Genomic DNA, 14,161 nt, shown 5'->3' on the forward strand with positions numbered 1-14,161 from the left:
GTGCTCAGGTTGTTCACGTCGCGTCGACCTCCGCGGTCAGGGTGGTGAGCCGGGCCGCCGTGGTGGTCATCCAACGGAGGTCGGCATCCAGGTGGTTGAGGGCGTAGTCCGCCGAGAGCACGGTCGCCGGGCCGGCGCCGCCCGCGGACTTCACCGCGGTGAGTTCCCGCATCCGCCGCATGTGGGCGGCGCGTTGGGCGTGCAGATACGCGGCCGGGTCGCCGCCGGACAGGATCGACACCACGACCTTGGCGAAGATCTCGTTGGTCACGAAGGGTGCGGGCGGGGCGATCTCCCCGGCCCAGCGGGCCAGTTCACGCGTCCCCTCGTCCGTCGTGCGGTACGCCGTCCGCTCCGGACCGCCGTCGGAGGCGGTGCCGTCGATCTCGGCGAGACCGTCGCGGACCAGGCGTTGCAGGGTCGTGTAGACCTGGCCGTAGGCCAGCGGGCGGGCTTCGGGGAACCGTTCGTCGTGGCGTCGCTTGAGGTCGTAGCCATGGCTCGGCCCCGAGGCGAGCAGCCCCAGCAGGATGTGACGGGTGCTCATGGAGATCAGTATGCACCCGGTATATGTACTGAGTGAATAGCGGGGCATGGAAAAAGCTCCGCCACCCGGCCGGCTGGTCGGCCGGGCGGCGGAGCCGTCGGCTCAGTCCGCGACCGCGTAGGCCTCCACCGACCACAGGGAGTAGCCGTACCGGGTGGCGCGGGTCTCGCCCTGGACGCGGACGTGGCGCACGTCGGGTTCGTCCATGCGCACGGTCTCGCGGCCGCCGCCGCTGTCCGGCACCGCCGCCGCTGTGCGCCAGCTGTGGCCGTCCGCCGAGACCTCGACGCGGTACGCCGACGGGTGCGCGTCCTGCCAGTGCAGCGCGACCTTCCCGAGCCGCACCGGCTGTTCCAGTTCGACCTGCCACCAGGCGTCGTCCTCGGCCGGGGACGACCAACGGGTCTCGGGATCACCGTCGTTGGCCGCCGACGCCGGGAAGTCGGGCGTCTCGTCGGCCGAGGAGCTCGCCCGGCCGGTGCGGGCCAGGTCGGGGCCGGCGGTGCGGGGGACGGCGTTCACCGTGAGCGTGTGGGCCGCCCCGCCGAAGCCGAGCCGGACCTCGTACGACCGGGTCGGAGTCCCCGGCTCCACCGTCACCTCGACCGGAACCTGGACGGACGTGCCGCGCGGGACGGTCAGGGTCTCCTTTGGAACCCGTACCTTCACGCCCTTCGGCGCCTCGACGGTCAGCTTGCCGCGCACCTCCTCGGGGCGCAGCGAGCCGAGGGTGGCGGTCAGCCGCCGGGTGCCGCCGATGTCGGTGTCCGCGGGGGCGTCCGGCAGCTTCAGCGTGGCGGCGGGCGCGTCCGTGAACCACGGCACGAGGTGCCGCACCCGGGAGGCGTCCGCGCCGGTGATCCGCACGGCGCCGGCCGGGCCGTCCGCCCGCAGCTCGGTGGCGCCGGACGGGGAGAGCGGGCCGAGGCGGCGCCAGCCCGCGCCCGGTACGTGGATCTCGGCCGTCCCCGTGGTGCCGGGCTCGGCCAGTACCGTCACCGTGCTCAGGTCGCGGACCCGCGGCAGGTGCAGCACGCCGTCCTCCGTCCGGCCGCCGGACCCGGCGGTCGGACTGCGGTCGATGCCGGCCCAGTCCTCGTACGCGTCCCGCGCCCGGTCCAGGAACGGGTCGAGGACGCCCTTGCCGACCGTCACCCGGGCCGACTTCAGCCCGGCCCGCTGCTCGCTCAGCTTCCGGTACGCGGTCCAGGCGGCGCCTGCGTCGCCGGACTCCTGCGCCCGCAGCATCTCCAGCGCGGTACCGCCGGCCTCGCCGTAGCGGGACAACTGTCCGCTCCAGGGGGCGACTTCGGTGGCGAGGGCGGCGGAGCGCGGGGTGCCGGCCAGGCGCTCGGGCAGCTCGCGCAGCACCGTGAAGGCCGCGCGCAGCCGGTCGTCCGCCGCGCGGCCCGCGTTCGTGCCGGCGGTCGCGCGGGTGCGCCAGAACTCCGCCAGCAGCGGCCGCAGATACGCCGACTCCTCGGCGCCGAGCACCGAGGACGCGTCGTTGCCCGCGAGCGCGGACAGGGACTTCTCGAGTTCGGCGTCGCCACCCGCGAGGTCGGCGATCGCGGCCCGCCAGGACTCCTGGGGGCGGTAGTCGCGCGGGTTCCAGGCGAAGTCGGCGGCGGTGAACAGCGGGATGCGGGACGCCTCGGGCTGCTCCATCGCGTTGGCGAGCAGGGCCGCCGAACCGGCGGCGACGGCGGGTTCCCGGCCCTGGTAGGGGCCGAGGAAGATCCGGCCGGGGGCGAAGTCGTTGACCGGGTAGTTGTCCATGGTCACCAGTGGACGCCCGAACGCCTCCCGCGCCTTCGCCAGATCGCCGCCCGAGATGGTGCGCGGCACCACCCCGACGCCGGTCCACGCCACCTCGACACCCGCGTCCAGAGCGTGCGAGAGGGCCCGCCGGTACGCGGTCGCCCCGTCCTCGTAGTACTCGGTCGGCATCAACGACAGTGCGGAGGAACCGGGATGACGTTCCGCCAGGTGCCGGGCCACCTCGTTCGCCACGTACGCCTGGGCACGCGCGGCCGCTTCCGGACCGGAGCCGAAGCGGCGGGCGTCCTCGCGGCAGTGCCACTCGCTGTAGCTGACGTCCTGGAACTGCAGTTGGAAGGTGCGGAAGCCCAGCGCCCACATCGCGTCCAACTTGCGTGTCAGGGCCCGCAGATCGTCGTCCGAGGCGAAGCACATGGCCTGGCCGGGCGCCACCGCCCAGCCGAGCGTGACGTGGTTGTCCCGGGCCCGCTCGGCCAGCTCCCGGAACTCCGCGCGCCGCCGGTCCGGGTACGGCTCGCGCCAGCGGGCCTGTCGGTACAGGTCGTCACCGGGCGCGTACAGGTACCGGTTCTGCTTGGTGCGGCCCATGAAGTCCAGCTGGGCCAGGCGCTGTTCGTGCGTCCACGGAGTGCCGTAGAAACCCTCGGTGATCCCGCGCACCGCCGTGCCCGGCCAGTCGTGCACGACGACCGCGGTGAAGCCGCCGTCCGGACGCAGGAGTTGACGCAGCGTCTGGACGCCGTGGAACAGGCCGTCCTCGCCCGCGCCGGTGAGGGCGACGGTGCCGTCGCCGACGGTCAGCGTGTAGCCGCCGGACGGGAGGGAGAGTTGGGGGTTGCGCGTCGGCTGCTGCGCGCCCACCCGCACCACGAGCGCCCCCGCGGGCGCCTGTTCGCCGGTGGCGGTGAACCGGCGCGCCCCCGCCTCCCGCAGCAGCTCGCGCAGGGCGTTGAGGGCGCGGGGGTCGGCCGTCGCGTCGGCGGTCAGGGCGACCTCGTCGGTCACCGCGACCGGGGCGCCGTTCGCGCGCAGGGAGTGCGGGCGGGGCCAGACGGCCAGGTCCGTCTCGGCCCGGTCGGGTACGGGGGACGTGGTCGTCCCGGGAACGGGCGGCGCCGCCACGGAGGCGGGCGCTGCGCCCAGGGTTCCGGCGACGACCGCGAACGCGAGGGCGGCCGCCCTCTTCCCAGGCCGCAGTTGCAAGGCTTCTCCTCGAGGAGACGAGACAGAGCGAGAGACACGAGGAACACGCAGAACACGCAGAACACGGAGCCTCTCATTCTGCGCCCCGCCTGCCAACGGGAGAGACCGTTGTGACAGGTTTGTCCTGGTGTGAGACATGGGAACGGGAACAGAATGTGAGCAGGAGCACGTTGTGGGCATGGGTGGGTCTGGTCTCGCGTCCTGTGGGTAGGGGCTGCGGGAACCCGACCGAGCGACTTGCCTCAGTGCTCAGTGCTCAGTGCTCAATGACCAACTGTTCTCGACGAGGAGGCCATCTGTGGCTGCCGCACCGGCTTATGTCCTGTCCCCCGCCCTGTCCAAACCCGTGGCGGAGCTGTCCGCCGAACCCGAAGGGTTGCACGCCTGCGTCTTCAGCGCGGAGGGGCCCCGTGCCGAGGTCCCCCTCACCAGCGAGCCCCCACTGCCCGACGCCGAACCCCTCACCAGCGAGCCCCCGCTCGCCGACGCCGCCCCGCTGACCAGTGAGTCCGACGCCGCCATGGACTCCACCGGACTCGACTCCTTCCCGGCCCAGTACGTCCCGGAGCCCTAGGTGGCCGCGCCCGGCCCGGCCGAGCCGCAGACCGAGGTACCGACCGAGCCGCCGCCCGCCGAGCTTCCGTCCGGGCCCCCGCCCGCCGGGCCCCTGTCCGAGGACCTGGCCCTGCTCGCCGCCCTGCACGGCGTCGCCACCTCCTACAGCCCCTCCCCGGACCGTACGGTCGCCGCCTCCGCCGCCGCCGTCACCCTCGCCCTGGCCGCGCTCGGCGTGGACGCGAGCACGCCGGAGGCCGTCCGCGACGCGCTCGCCGCCGGTGAGCGGGAGCGGGCCGAGCGGCTGCTGCCGCCCACCGTGGTCGCCTGGGGCCCAGGCTTCCCGGCCGCCCTGGCCGCGCTCCCCGAGGGCACCCGCCTGCTGGTGAGCACCGAGCAGGGCGAGACCCGCGCCTCGGCCGCGCGCCTCCCGCCCGGCGTGCACCGGGTCACCGCCACCGCGCCCGACGGCCGCACCGCCGAGGCCCACCTGATCGTCGCCCCGGCCGCGCTGCCCGCGCCCCCGGCCCGCTCGTACGGGCTCCTCGTCCAGCTCTACTCGCTGCTCTCCCGCCGCTCCTGGGGCATGGGCGACCTCGGTGACCTCGGTGAACTGGCCGCCTGGGCGGGCCGTACGCTCGGCGCCGGATTCGTCCAGATCAACCCCCTGCACGCGGCCGTCCACGGCGCCCCGACCGACCCCTCCCCCTACCGGCCCTCCTCGCGCCGTTTCCCCGACCCGGTCCACCTGCGGATCGAGGACGTCCCCGAGTTCGCGTACGTCTCGGGCGCCGAGAACCGAGACCGGCTGCGGGCCCTGAGCGGACGCGCCGCGGAGTTGCGCGAGGCGGTGCTGGAACAGGGCGCCCTGATCGACCGGGACGCCGTGTGGGAGGCCAAGAAGGCCGCGCTCGAACTGGTGAGCGAGGTTCCGCTGGGGCCCGGCCGGCTCGCCGCCTACCGCGACTTCCTCGCCGAGCAGGGCCCGGCCCTGGAGGACCACGCCACCTGGTGCGCGCTCGCCGAGGTGCACGGCCCCGACTGGCACACCTGGCCGGACGGCCTGCGCGACCCGCGCTCACCCGAGACCCGTCGGGCCCGCCGCGAACTGACGGCCCGCGTCGACTTCCACTCCCGGCTGGCCTGGCTCACCGACACCCAGCTCACCGCCGCCCAGCGGGCCGCCCGCGAGGCCGGGATGCCGGTCGGGATCGTCCACGACCTCGCGGTCGGCGTGCACCCCGGCGGCTCCGACGCCTGGGCGCAGCAGGACACCCTCGCCGCCGGCATGTCGGTCGGCGCCCCGCCCGACGCCTTCAACGCCCGCGGCCAGGACTGGGGCCTGCCGCCCTGGCGCCCCGACCGGCTCGCCACCTGTGGTTACGCGCCCTTCCGCGCCCTGCTCCGGGCCCTCTTCCGGTACGCGGGCGCCCTGCGCATCGACCACGTGATGGGCCTGTTCCGGCTCTGGTGGGTCCCCCGGGGGTACCCGCCCACCGAGGGCACGTACGTCCGCCACGACGCCGAGGCCATGCTCGCCGTCCTCGTCCTGGAGGCGTCCCGCGCCGGGGCGGTGGTGATCGGCGAGGACCTGGGCACGGTGGAGCCCGGGGTGCGCGAGGCGCTGCGCGAGCGCGGGGTGCTCGGCACCTCGGTGCTCTGGTTCGAACGGGACTGGGAGGGCGACCGCCGGCCGCTGCCGCCCGGGGCCTGGCGTGCCGACTGCCTGGCCACCGTCACCACCCACGACCTGCCGCCCACCGCGGCCCGCCTCACCGGCGAGCACGTCGAGCTCCGCGACGGCCTCGGCCTGCTCACCCGCCCCCTGGCCGAGGAGCGCGCGGAGGCCGCCGCCGACACCGGGGAGTGGCTGGAGCTGCTGGCCCGGCTCGGCCTGCTGCACGGCGCGGGCGGTACCGCCGGCTCCGAGGAGTCCGAGGCGTCTGCGGAATCCGAGGAGGAGGCGCGGATCCAGGCCGTCCACCGCTATCTGCTGCGCACCCCCGCCCGGATGATCGGCGTCTGGCTCCCCGACGGCGTCGGCGACCGGCGCCCGCAGAACCTGCCCGGCACCTGGGACCAGTACCCGAACTGGCGCCTGCCGATCGCCGACGCGCGGGGCCGTCCGATGGCGCTGGAGGACCTGACGGCGTCCCCGCGGCTGCACGCGCTGCTCGACGCCGTCCGCACCCAGGCCGCCCACGGTGCCCCCGCCACCCAGGTCACCCGACCGAGTGGTGCGGGCGGCGGTCCCTGAGGACAGAACAGGCCGGACCGGGGCACATCCGGTCCGACCGGGGCCCCGTACGGCACCCCGGGCGCGCGGGCCCCCTGGGCGTTCGCTAGTTTGGGCACCGTGGACAAGACGAACGCCCTGCGCGCCGGCGCCCTGGCAGCCGGTACGACGCTGATGATGCTGCTCATGACGTCCCCCGCGCTCGCGCTCACCCGTGACGACGGGGACGACCCCGGCACGGGCCTGAGCGTCGTCGAGACGCTGGGCCTCTACGTCGTGGCCCCGATCGCGATCTTCCTGGCCATCACCGGTCTGGTGATGGTCCTCGACAGGTCGGACAAGAAGAAGGACACGACCAGCTCCAACATCAGGATCAAGCCGGAATCCAAGGCCGACGCCAAGGCCTGACCCCGGCCCGGGACCCCGGTCGGTCGTCCCCGCAGCTTTCCGAGGGCGCCGTCCCCGCCGTACGCGGCGGGGTCGGCGCCCTTCGTGCTGCGTACCGTTCCGGCGCAAGGGACGGCTCACCACACCCGAGGGGAGACGGAGGCGATGTTCGCGACGACGGGCAGTGGCCCGACCGGTCTGGGAGGATCACCAGGACCGCATGAACGAACGCAGGGGTGGGGAACATGATTTTTCTGGTGCTGCTGGGCATCTTGGCGCTCGTCGTCGGTGGGTGCGTATGTGTGGTGTGGGCGGAGCGTGGTGGACCCCGCTGGACCCGCGCCGTGGCGGCCACGACGCTCGCCGCCGGGGAGCTGCTGCGCAGCTTCGGGAAGAACCGGGGCCAGGGCCTGAACGGGTCCGCCGACGGCGGCCAGGGCCTGAACGCGTCAACCGGCGACGGTAGCTAGGGAAACCGGGAGAGGGACCGACGGCTCATCCGCACGCAGCGTCCCGCGCCGCTGCCCACCGCGGGGCCGTCCTCTCGCACCGTGCACTCGGCCTGTGCGAGAGGACGCTCGCGTGTCCCGGCACCATGCCGCATGTTCACGGCGGTACGCCGACGTCGTTCGAGGACGAGGCCCTGCGCAGGCGCGTGGTCGGAGCACTGCGCAGGCGGGCCTTCGTACGGGCCTCCGTACGGCGAGGGGCGCCCGGCGTGACTCGTGCCGGGCGCCCCTGAGGTGTCTCCCTACGGGTTATGCCCGTTCGGCCGCCGCGTCCGCGGCCTGGGCGCGCAGGGCCCGCTCGACGCCCGCGCGGGACTCGGAGACCAGACGGCGCAGGGCCGGGCTCGGGTCGGCCGAGGCGAGCCAGGCGTCGGTGCGGTCCAGGGTCTCGCCGGTGACCTGGATCGCCGGGTAGAGGCCGACCGCGATCTGCTGGGCCATCTCGTGCGAGCGGGACTCCCAGACGTCCTTGAGCACCTCGAAGTACCGCTCCGTGTACGGCGCCAGCAGCTCACGCTGGTCGGTCTGGACGAAGCCGGCGATCACCGCCTCCTGGAGCGCGTTCGGCAGCTTGTCGGACTCGACGACCGACGCCCACGCCTCCGCCTTGGCCTCCTCGGTCGGCCGGGCGGCGCGCGCGGTGGCGGCGTGCCGCTCACCCGCGGCGGTCCTGTCACGCTCGTACTCGCCCGTGATCTCGGTCTCGTCGTACCGGCCCACCGCCGCGAGCCGCTGCACGAACGCCCAGCGCAGCTCCGTGTCGACGGCCAGGCCCTCGACGGTCTGCGTGCCGTCCAGCAGGCTGTCCAGGAGGTCCAGCTGCTCCGGCGTCCTCGCCGTCGCGGCGAACGCGCGCGCCCACGCCAGCTGGTGGTCGCTGCCCGCCTCGGCGGCCCGCAGATGGGCCAGCGTGGCCTCCGTCCAGCGGGTGAGCAGGGCCTCGCGGGCGGCCGGCGCGGCGTACAGGTCGATCGCCAGCTTCACCTGGCGGTGCAGCGACTGCACCACGCCGATGTCCGACTCCTTGCCGATGCCCGACAGCACCAGGGACAGGTAGTCGCGGGTGGCGAGTTCGGCGTCCCGGGTCATGTCCCAGGCCGACGCCCAGCTCAGCGCGCGCGGCAGGGACGCCTCGAAGTCGCCGAGGTGCTCGGTGACGAAGGCCAGCGACCGCTCGTCCAGGCGGACCTTGGCGTACGACAGGTCGTCGTCGTTGAGCAGGATCACGTCGGGACGGGCCTTGCCGACGAGCTGCGGTACGGCGGTCAGCTCGCCGTCGACGTCCAGCTCGACCCGGTCGCCGCGCACCAGCTTGCCGCTCGCCTCGTCCAGGTCGTACAGGCCGACGGCGATGCGGTGCGGACGCAGGGTGGCCTCGCCCTTGGCGCCGGCGGGCAGCGCCGGGGCCTCCTGGCGGATGGCGAAGGAGGTGATGACGCCCGTACCGTCCGCGCCGTCGGTCTCGATCTCCGGGCGCAGCACGTTGATGCCGGCCGTCTGGAGCCACTTCTTCGACCAGGTGCTCAGATCACGGCCGGAGGTCTCCTCCAGGGCGCCCAGCAGGTCCGACAGGCGCGTGTTGCCGTACGCGTGGCGCTTGAAGTACGCCTGCACGCCGCGGAAGAACGCGTCCTCGCCGACGTAGGCCACCAGCTGCTTCAGCACGGAGGCGCCCTTGGCGTACGTGATGCCGTCGAAGTTGACCAGCACGTCGTCCAGGTCACGGATGTCGGCCATGATCGGGTGTGTGGACGGCAGTTGGTCCTGGCGGTACGCCCAGGTCTTCATGGAGTTCGCGAACGTGGTCCAGGAGTGCGGCCACTTCGAGCCCGGTGCGTCGGCCTGGCAGGCGGCCTCGGCGTAGGTGGCGAACGACTCGTTCAGCCACAGGTCGTTCCACCACTCCATGGTGACCAGGTCGCCGAACCACATGTGCGCCAGCTCGTGCAGGATCGTCGCGGCCCGCACCTCGTAGGCGGCGTCCGTCACCTTCGACCGGAAGACGTACTGGTCCCGGATCGTCACCGCGCCGGCGTTCTCCATCGCGCCCGCGTTGAACTCCGGTACGAACAGCTGGTCGTACTTCCCGAAGGGGTACGCGTAGTCGAACTTCTCCTGGAACCACTCGAAGCCCTGCCGCGTGACGTCGAAGATGGCGTCCGCGTCGAGGAACTCGGCGAGCGAGGGCCGGCAGTAGATGCCGAGCGGCACCGACTGGCCGTCCTTCTCGTACACGCTGTGCACGGAGTGGTACGGGCCGACGATCAGCGCGGTGATGTACGTCGAGATCCGCGGCGTCGGCTCGAACTCCCAGACGTTGTCCCGGGGTTCGGGCGTCGGCGAGTTGGAGACGACGGTCCAGCCCTCCGGGGCCTTCACGGTGAACCGGAAGGTCGCCTTGAGGTCCGGCTGCTCGAAGCTCGCGAACACCCGGCGGGCGTCCGGCACCTCGAACTGGGTGTAGAGGTAGGCCTGGTCGTCGACCGGGTCGACGAACCGGTGCAGGCCCTCACCGGTGTTGGTGTACGCGCAGTCGGCGTTCACCCGCAGGACGTTGCGGCCCGGGAGCAGGCCCGGCAGGGCGATCCTGGAGTCCTCGAACACCTCGGCGGGGTCGAGGGAGTCACCGTTGAGGGTCACCTCGTGGACGGTGGGAGCCACCAGGTCGATGAACGACTGCGCCCCCTCCCCGTCCTCGGAGACGTCGAAGCGCACCGTGGTCACGGACCGGTAGGTGCCGCCCTCCTGCGCGCCGGAGAGATCGAGGTCGATCTCGTACGAGTCAACGGTCAGCAGCTTCGCCCGCTGCTGCGCCTCTTCGCGAGTCAGGTTTGTGCCAGGCACGCGGTCATCTCCTCGTTATGTGTGGGTTGCGTCATCCTTCCACGTGACCGGCACGGAACGCGATGACCATTTCCCGCCGGTGGCGCGCCCGGCCCGGCGCGAGCCTGGAGCCATGACGACGACCCACCACACCGCCCGCCCCGTCCCGGCCCCGGTCCTGGAGGAACTGCGCACCCTGGACGACGCGGGCCGCCCCGCGGTCCCCCGCACCGACGACGAGGGCGGCGCCCCGCTCCGCTGCTGCCTGCGCCGCAGCGTGCCCGGGGAGTCGATCGCCCTGGTGTCGTACGCGCCGCTGCGCCGCTGGGCGGCCCGGACGGGCGCCGACCCGGGCGCGTACGACGAGCAGGGCCCGGTCTTCATCCACGCCCAGCAGTGCGCGGGACCGGCACCCGACGCCGGCCTCCCCTTCACCCACGCCCACCGCACGCTGCGCCGCTACTCCGCCGACGGCCGCATCCTGGGTGGCCGCCTGGTGGACACCCCGGACGCCTTCGCCCCCGCCCTCACGGAGGCCTTCACCGACCCGGAGGTCGCCCTCGTCCACGTCCGCGCGGTGGAGTACGGCTGCTTCCTCTACGAGGTCCGACGCGAGGACCGGCAGTGACTGCCCCGTCCGCGGCCGACGGAGCGATCCGGGAAATGGAGAGGGGTGGGGAAGGGCGGGGCGCCTGACCTGGTACAGAAAAGCGGTAGCCGTGCTGTTCCTACTTCAGGTAGCATCCTGAGTATGAAGATCAGTGTGAGTCTGCCGAAGGAGGACCTGGCCTTCGTCGACGAGTACGCCGCCCGTACGGAGGCCGAGTCCCGCTCAGCCGTGATACAGGCCGCCATCGAGTTGCTCAGGCAGGCGCAGCTCGAGCAGGAGTACACGGAGGCTTTCGCCGAATGGGACGGAAGCGGAGACGCCGGGCTGTGGGACCGGACGAGCGGAGACGGGATCACCGATGAGGCGTGGTGACATCTACATGGTGGACCTGGAACCGGCGAGGGGCAGCGAAGCCAATAAGGTGAGGCCGGCAGTGATTGTCTCCAACAACGCTGCCAACGAGTCTGTCGTGCAGCACAACCGGGGGGTCGTCACGGTGGTGCCGCTGACGTCCAACACCTCTCGCGTCCTGACGTTCCAGGTCTTTCTGAGCTCTGACGAGAGCCGCCTGCCGAAGGACTCCAAGGTGCAGTGCGAGCAGGTACGTGCCGTTGCGCCGGACCGCCTGCTGCACAAGGTCGGCGCCGTGCCGCGGCAGCGCATGGCCGAGATCGACGTGGCGCTGCGGCGGCATCTGGCGCTGTGAGCATGCAGAAAGGGGCGTCCGTCGATTGACCGGCGGACGCCCCCTTCCAGTGCGGTGAGCCTCAGCCCTTGAGCTCGGCCGCCACCAGTTCCGCGATCTGGACGGTGTTCAGGGCCGCGCCCTTGCGGAGGTTGTCGTTGGAGACGAACAGGGCCAGGCCGTTGTCGACCGTCTCGTCGCCGCGGATGCGGCCGACGTAGGACGCGTCCCGGCCGGCGGCCTGGAGCGGGGTGGGGATGTCGGTGAGGACGACACCGGGGGCCTCGGCCAGCAGCTCGGTCGCGCGCTCCGCGCTGATCGGGCGGGCGAACCGGGCGTTGATCTGGAGGGAGTGGCCGGAGAAGACCGGGACGCGCACGCAGGTGCCGGAGACCTTGAGCTCCGGGATGTCCAGGATCTTGCGGGACTCGTTGCGCAGCTTCTGCTCCTCGTCGGTCTCGTTCAGACCGTCGTCCACGAGGTTGCCGGCGAAGGGCAGCACGTTGAAGGCGATGGGGCGCTTGTAGACGGCGGGCTCGGGGAAGTCGACCGCCGCGCCGTCGTGGGCCAGCTTGTCGGCGTCGGCGACGACCTTCTGGGTCTGGCCGTGCAGCTCGGCGACGCCCGCGACTCCGGAGCCGGACACCGCCTGATACGTGGCCACGACCAGCGCTTCCAGGCCCGCCTCGGCGTGCAGCGGACGCAGGACCGGCATCGCGGCCATCGTGGTGCAGTTCGGGTTGGCGATGATGCCCTTGGGGCGGTTCGCGATCGCGTCCGGGTTCACCTCGGAGACGACCAGCGGGACCTCGGGGTCCTTGCGCCAGGCCGAGGAGTTGTCGATCACGACGGCACCCTGCGAGGCGACCTTCTCGGCCAGTGCCTTCGAGGTCGCGCCGCCCGCGGAGAACAGCACGATGTCCAGACCGGTGTAGTCCGCGGTGGCCGCGTCCTCGACCGTGACCCCGTCCAGGACCGTCCCCGCCGAGCGGGCCGAGGCGAACAGGCGCAGCTCGGTCAGCGGAAACTTCCTCTCCTTGAGGATGCTGCGCATGACCGTGCCCACCTGACCGGTGGCTCCGACGATTCCGACCCTCACGGTGTCTCCCTACTGCGTTTTTCGCGTTCCTGTTACCTGGCCGAGGCTTTTCCATCATGCGGCCGACCACGGCCCGCCTGTCCAATTGTTAACGCCTTCTGCCCGAACAGTGGGACGCCCCGGCGCCGGGCACCGGTCGCGGACCTGCGGCCGCCACCCCTGCGAGCCGCAGGAAATCAGCCGTCGGGGGCCACCGGCCGCAAGGTCCCCTGCCCCGTCCCGCCCCACCCACACGGCGGTGTGACGTACGCCTCTGCCGGTACACGGCACCCGGGTGAACGTTCCGGTCCCGGCCGGCGTCGTAGGGGGGGACAGGGTGAGGGGGTGGGCAGTGCTGCGCGGAAGAATCCGGCGCGGCCGGCCGGCGTACGGCGCCGCGGACGACGACCCGCTGGACCCGGCGCAGGAACGCCGGGTGCGGGCGGTGCTCGCGCTCGGCGGGGTGCCGCAGGCGGACCTGCCGGACGGGGTGCAGCAGGTCCGCCTGCGGCTGCTGGAACGCGCCGCGAACGGGCAGGAGGCGCCCCGGGACGTCTCCGCGTGGGCGGCGGTGGTCGCCTCCAACCTCGCCATGGACTGGCACCGGGCCAAACGCCGCCAGGAGCGGCTCGGCGAACGCCTCGCCGCGCTGCGCCCGGCGGAGCAGCTCCCCGCCGACGAGGAGACCCGGCTGCTCTCCCTCGCCGTCGCCCGCGGGCTGGACGGGCTGCCCGACGCCCAGCGCCAGGTCGTCGTGCTGCGGTTCTACGCCGACCTCCCGGTGCGCTCGATAGCCGAACAGCTCGGCATCCCCGAGGGCACGGTCAAGAGCCGGCTGCACACGGCCGTACGGGCCCTGCGCGCCCGCCTGCACGAGGACGAGGTGGTATGACGTGACCGCCCACGACCGTCATCAGGGCGACGGCATGCCCCAGAACGACGGCATGCGCCTAGGCGACGGCACGGACGCCCTCATGGCCGCGCTCCTCGACGAGCCGCTGCCCGCGCGGGCCCGGCAGGACCCGGAGTTCACGGCCGCACGGGACGCGGCCGCCGCCGACATCGCCGTGCTGCGGGAGCAGCTGGGCCTGATCGGAGACGCGTTGGCCGACGCCGGTGAGCACCGGGAGGCCGGGTCGGGGGCCGGGTCTCCGGTGACCTTCCTGCCCGCCCGCCCCCGCCGTACCCGGCGCCCCCTGCGGATCGCCCTCGGGGCGCTCGTCGCGGCGGCGGCCGCCACGGTGGTCGTCGGCACGGGCTGGCTCGTGACGCAGACCGGGGGAGGGGCGTCCGAGGCGTCGGGTGACAAGGCCGCTGCCGACGCCTCGAGCGCCGAGCAGTCGGCCGGCGCCGCCTTCGGCAGCCCCCGCTACCTCGCCTGCGCCCGGCTCGTCGCCGAGGGCACGGTCGCGGCGGTGGAGCCGGTACCGGGCACGGGCCCGGGCGAGGGCGCCGGGCAGGAGCGCGTCACGCTGACGGCGACCCGGCTCTACCAGCCGGAGAAGGACGCGCGGGGCGGCGATGACGAGATCGTTCTCCTGCGAGAGGTCGACGGCCACCCCCCGCTGCACGAGGGCGACCGGGTGCTGTTCGGCCTGCCCCGCGAGGGCGCCGTCCCGGACACCGTGATCGTCGGCGAGGAGGCCATCGCCCCCGAACGGGCGCGGATCACCGCCGCACTGCCCGTGTCGCGCACCCTGACCTGCGAGTGATCGACGGGGGTGCGTACGGCGAAGGGGCGGGCGC

General features: G+C 73.2%; 13 protein-coding genes. 9 read left to right on the plus strand and 4 right to left on the minus strand.

All coding sequences use genetic code 11. The features are described from left to right. Positions 1 to 13: 13 nt before the first annotated feature. Both ACTWJ9_RS22165 and ACTWJ9_RS22170 read right to left on the minus strand, forming a co-directional pair. Entirely contained in the window at positions 14 to 547 is a 534-nt protein-coding gene (locus ACTWJ9_RS22165; protein ID WP_279336012.1) for a PadR family transcriptional regulator, read from the minus strand. Positions 548 to 649: 102 nt separating this feature from the next. Next, positions 650 to 3,532 (minus strand): beta-N-acetylglucosaminidase domain-containing protein, encoded by a 2,883-nt coding sequence (locus ACTWJ9_RS22170; RefSeq protein ID WP_443294675.1) that lies wholly within the window; start codon positions 3,530 to 3,532, stop codon positions 650 to 652. Between the two features lie 298 nt (positions 3,533 to 3,830). On the opposite strand from ACTWJ9_RS22170, the gene ACTWJ9_RS22175 reads away from it, so the two are divergent. The 4 genes from ACTWJ9_RS22175 to ACTWJ9_RS22190 all read left to right on the plus strand — a co-directional run bounded on the left by ACTWJ9_RS22175 (position 3,831) and on the right by ACTWJ9_RS22190 (position 7,180). Next, positions 3,831 to 4,106: a hypothetical protein gene (locus ACTWJ9_RS22175; protein WP_279336014.1), complete on the plus strand. Its 276-nt coding sequence runs from the start codon at positions 3,831 to 3,833 to the stop codon at positions 4,104 to 4,106. A 93-nt stretch (positions 4,107 to 4,199) separates the two neighbouring features. Then, positions 4,200 to 6,344 carry a 4-alpha-glucanotransferase gene (malQ, locus tag ACTWJ9_RS22180; RefSeq protein ID WP_443295914.1) on the plus strand — a complete coding sequence of 715 codons (2,145 nt, stop codon included), beginning with the start codon at positions 4,200 to 4,202 and terminating at the stop codon, positions 6,342 to 6,344. A 99-nt stretch (positions 6,345 to 6,443) separates the two neighbouring features. Next, a complete protein-coding gene (locus ACTWJ9_RS22185; RefSeq protein WP_279336015.1) occupies positions 6,444 to 6,731 on the plus strand; it encodes a hypothetical protein in 288 nt (95 codons plus the stop codon). A 224-nt stretch (positions 6,732 to 6,955) separates the two neighbouring features. Beyond that, positions 6,956 to 7,180, plus strand: a complete 225-nt coding sequence (locus tag ACTWJ9_RS22190; protein ID WP_279336016.1) for a hypothetical protein — start codon at positions 6,956 to 6,958, stop codon at positions 7,178 to 7,180. A gap of 288 nt (positions 7,181 to 7,468) precedes the next feature. Here ACTWJ9_RS22190 and pepN read toward each other — a convergent pair whose 3' ends face one another. Beyond that, entirely contained in the window at positions 7,469 to 10,063 is a 2,595-nt protein-coding gene (gene pepN / locus ACTWJ9_RS22195; RefSeq protein WP_387038900.1) for an aminopeptidase N, read from the minus strand. A gap of 112 nt (positions 10,064 to 10,175) precedes the next feature. Between pepN and ACTWJ9_RS22200 the strand changes: the two genes are divergently transcribed. The 3 genes from ACTWJ9_RS22200 to ACTWJ9_RS22210 all read left to right on the plus strand — a co-directional run bounded on the left by ACTWJ9_RS22200 (position 10,176) and on the right by ACTWJ9_RS22210 (position 11,358). Then, the gene (locus tag ACTWJ9_RS22200; RefSeq protein WP_279336018.1) at positions 10,176 to 10,670 is read left to right on the plus strand and encodes a DUF1203 domain-containing protein; all 495 of its coding nucleotides are present in this window, start codon (positions 10,176 to 10,178) and stop codon (positions 10,668 to 10,670) included. A gap of 123 nt (positions 10,671 to 10,793) precedes the next feature. Continuing rightward, positions 10,794 to 11,024, plus strand: a complete 231-nt coding sequence (locus tag ACTWJ9_RS22205) for a ribbon-helix-helix domain-containing protein (RefSeq protein WP_279336019.1) — start codon at positions 10,794 to 10,796, stop codon at positions 11,022 to 11,024. A gap of 7 nt (positions 11,025 to 11,031) precedes the next feature. Then, positions 11,032 to 11,358 carry a type II toxin-antitoxin system PemK/MazF family toxin gene (locus ACTWJ9_RS22210; RefSeq protein ID WP_279336020.1) on the plus strand — a complete coding sequence of 109 codons (327 nt, stop codon included), beginning with the start codon at positions 11,032 to 11,034 and terminating at the stop codon, positions 11,356 to 11,358. A 61-nt stretch (positions 11,359 to 11,419) separates the two neighbouring features. On the opposite strand, the gene ACTWJ9_RS22215 is transcribed toward ACTWJ9_RS22210, so the two are convergent. Beyond that, the gene (locus tag ACTWJ9_RS22215) at positions 11,420 to 12,436 is read right to left on the minus strand and encodes an aspartate-semialdehyde dehydrogenase (RefSeq protein ID WP_443294676.1); all 1,017 of its coding nucleotides are present in this window, start codon (positions 12,434 to 12,436) and stop codon (positions 11,420 to 11,422) included. Positions 12,437 to 12,767: 331 nt separating this feature from the next. Between ACTWJ9_RS22215 and ACTWJ9_RS22220 the strand changes: the two genes are divergently transcribed. Both ACTWJ9_RS22220 and ACTWJ9_RS22225 read left to right on the plus strand, forming a co-directional pair. Then, positions 12,768 to 13,307, plus strand: coding sequence for an RNA polymerase sigma factor (locus ACTWJ9_RS22220; protein WP_388702522.1), 540 nt, complete (start codon positions 12,768 to 12,770; stop codon positions 13,305 to 13,307). Between the two features lies 1 nt (position 13,308). Further along, on the plus strand, positions 13,309 to 14,127 hold the full coding sequence (locus ACTWJ9_RS22225; RefSeq protein WP_279336023.1) for a hypothetical protein: 819 nt from the start codon (positions 13,309 to 13,311) through the stop codon (positions 14,125 to 14,127). Positions 14,128 to 14,161 lie beyond the last annotated feature (34 nt).

The organism is Streptomyces sp. GDS52, from assembly GCF_052246875.1.
GTDB lineage: Bacteria > Actinomycetota > Actinomycetes > Streptomycetales > Streptomycetaceae > Streptomyces > Streptomyces cathayae.

What these genes read in the sequence shown, in the direction of transcription:
- ACTWJ9_RS22200 (WP_279336018.1), top strand. Translation starts at nt 10,176, where the DNA reads ATGACGACGACCCACCACACCGCCCGCCCCGTCCCGGCCCCGGTCCTG.
- ACTWJ9_RS22210 (WP_279336020.1), top strand. Translation starts at nt 11,032, where the DNA reads ATGGTGGACCTGGAACCGGCGAGGGGCAGCGAAGCCAATAAGGTGAGG.
- ACTWJ9_RS22190 (WP_279336016.1), top strand. Translation starts at nt 6,956, where the DNA reads ATGATTTTTCTGGTGCTGCTGGGCATCTTGGCGCTCGTCGTCGGTGGG.
- ACTWJ9_RS22165 (WP_279336012.1), bottom strand. Translation starts at nt 547, where the DNA reads ATGAGCACCCGTCACATCCTGCTGGGGCTGCTCGCCTCGGGGCCGAGC.
- ACTWJ9_RS22205 (WP_279336019.1), top strand. Translation starts at nt 10,794, where the DNA reads ATGAAGATCAGTGTGAGTCTGCCGAAGGAGGACCTGGCCTTCGTCGAC.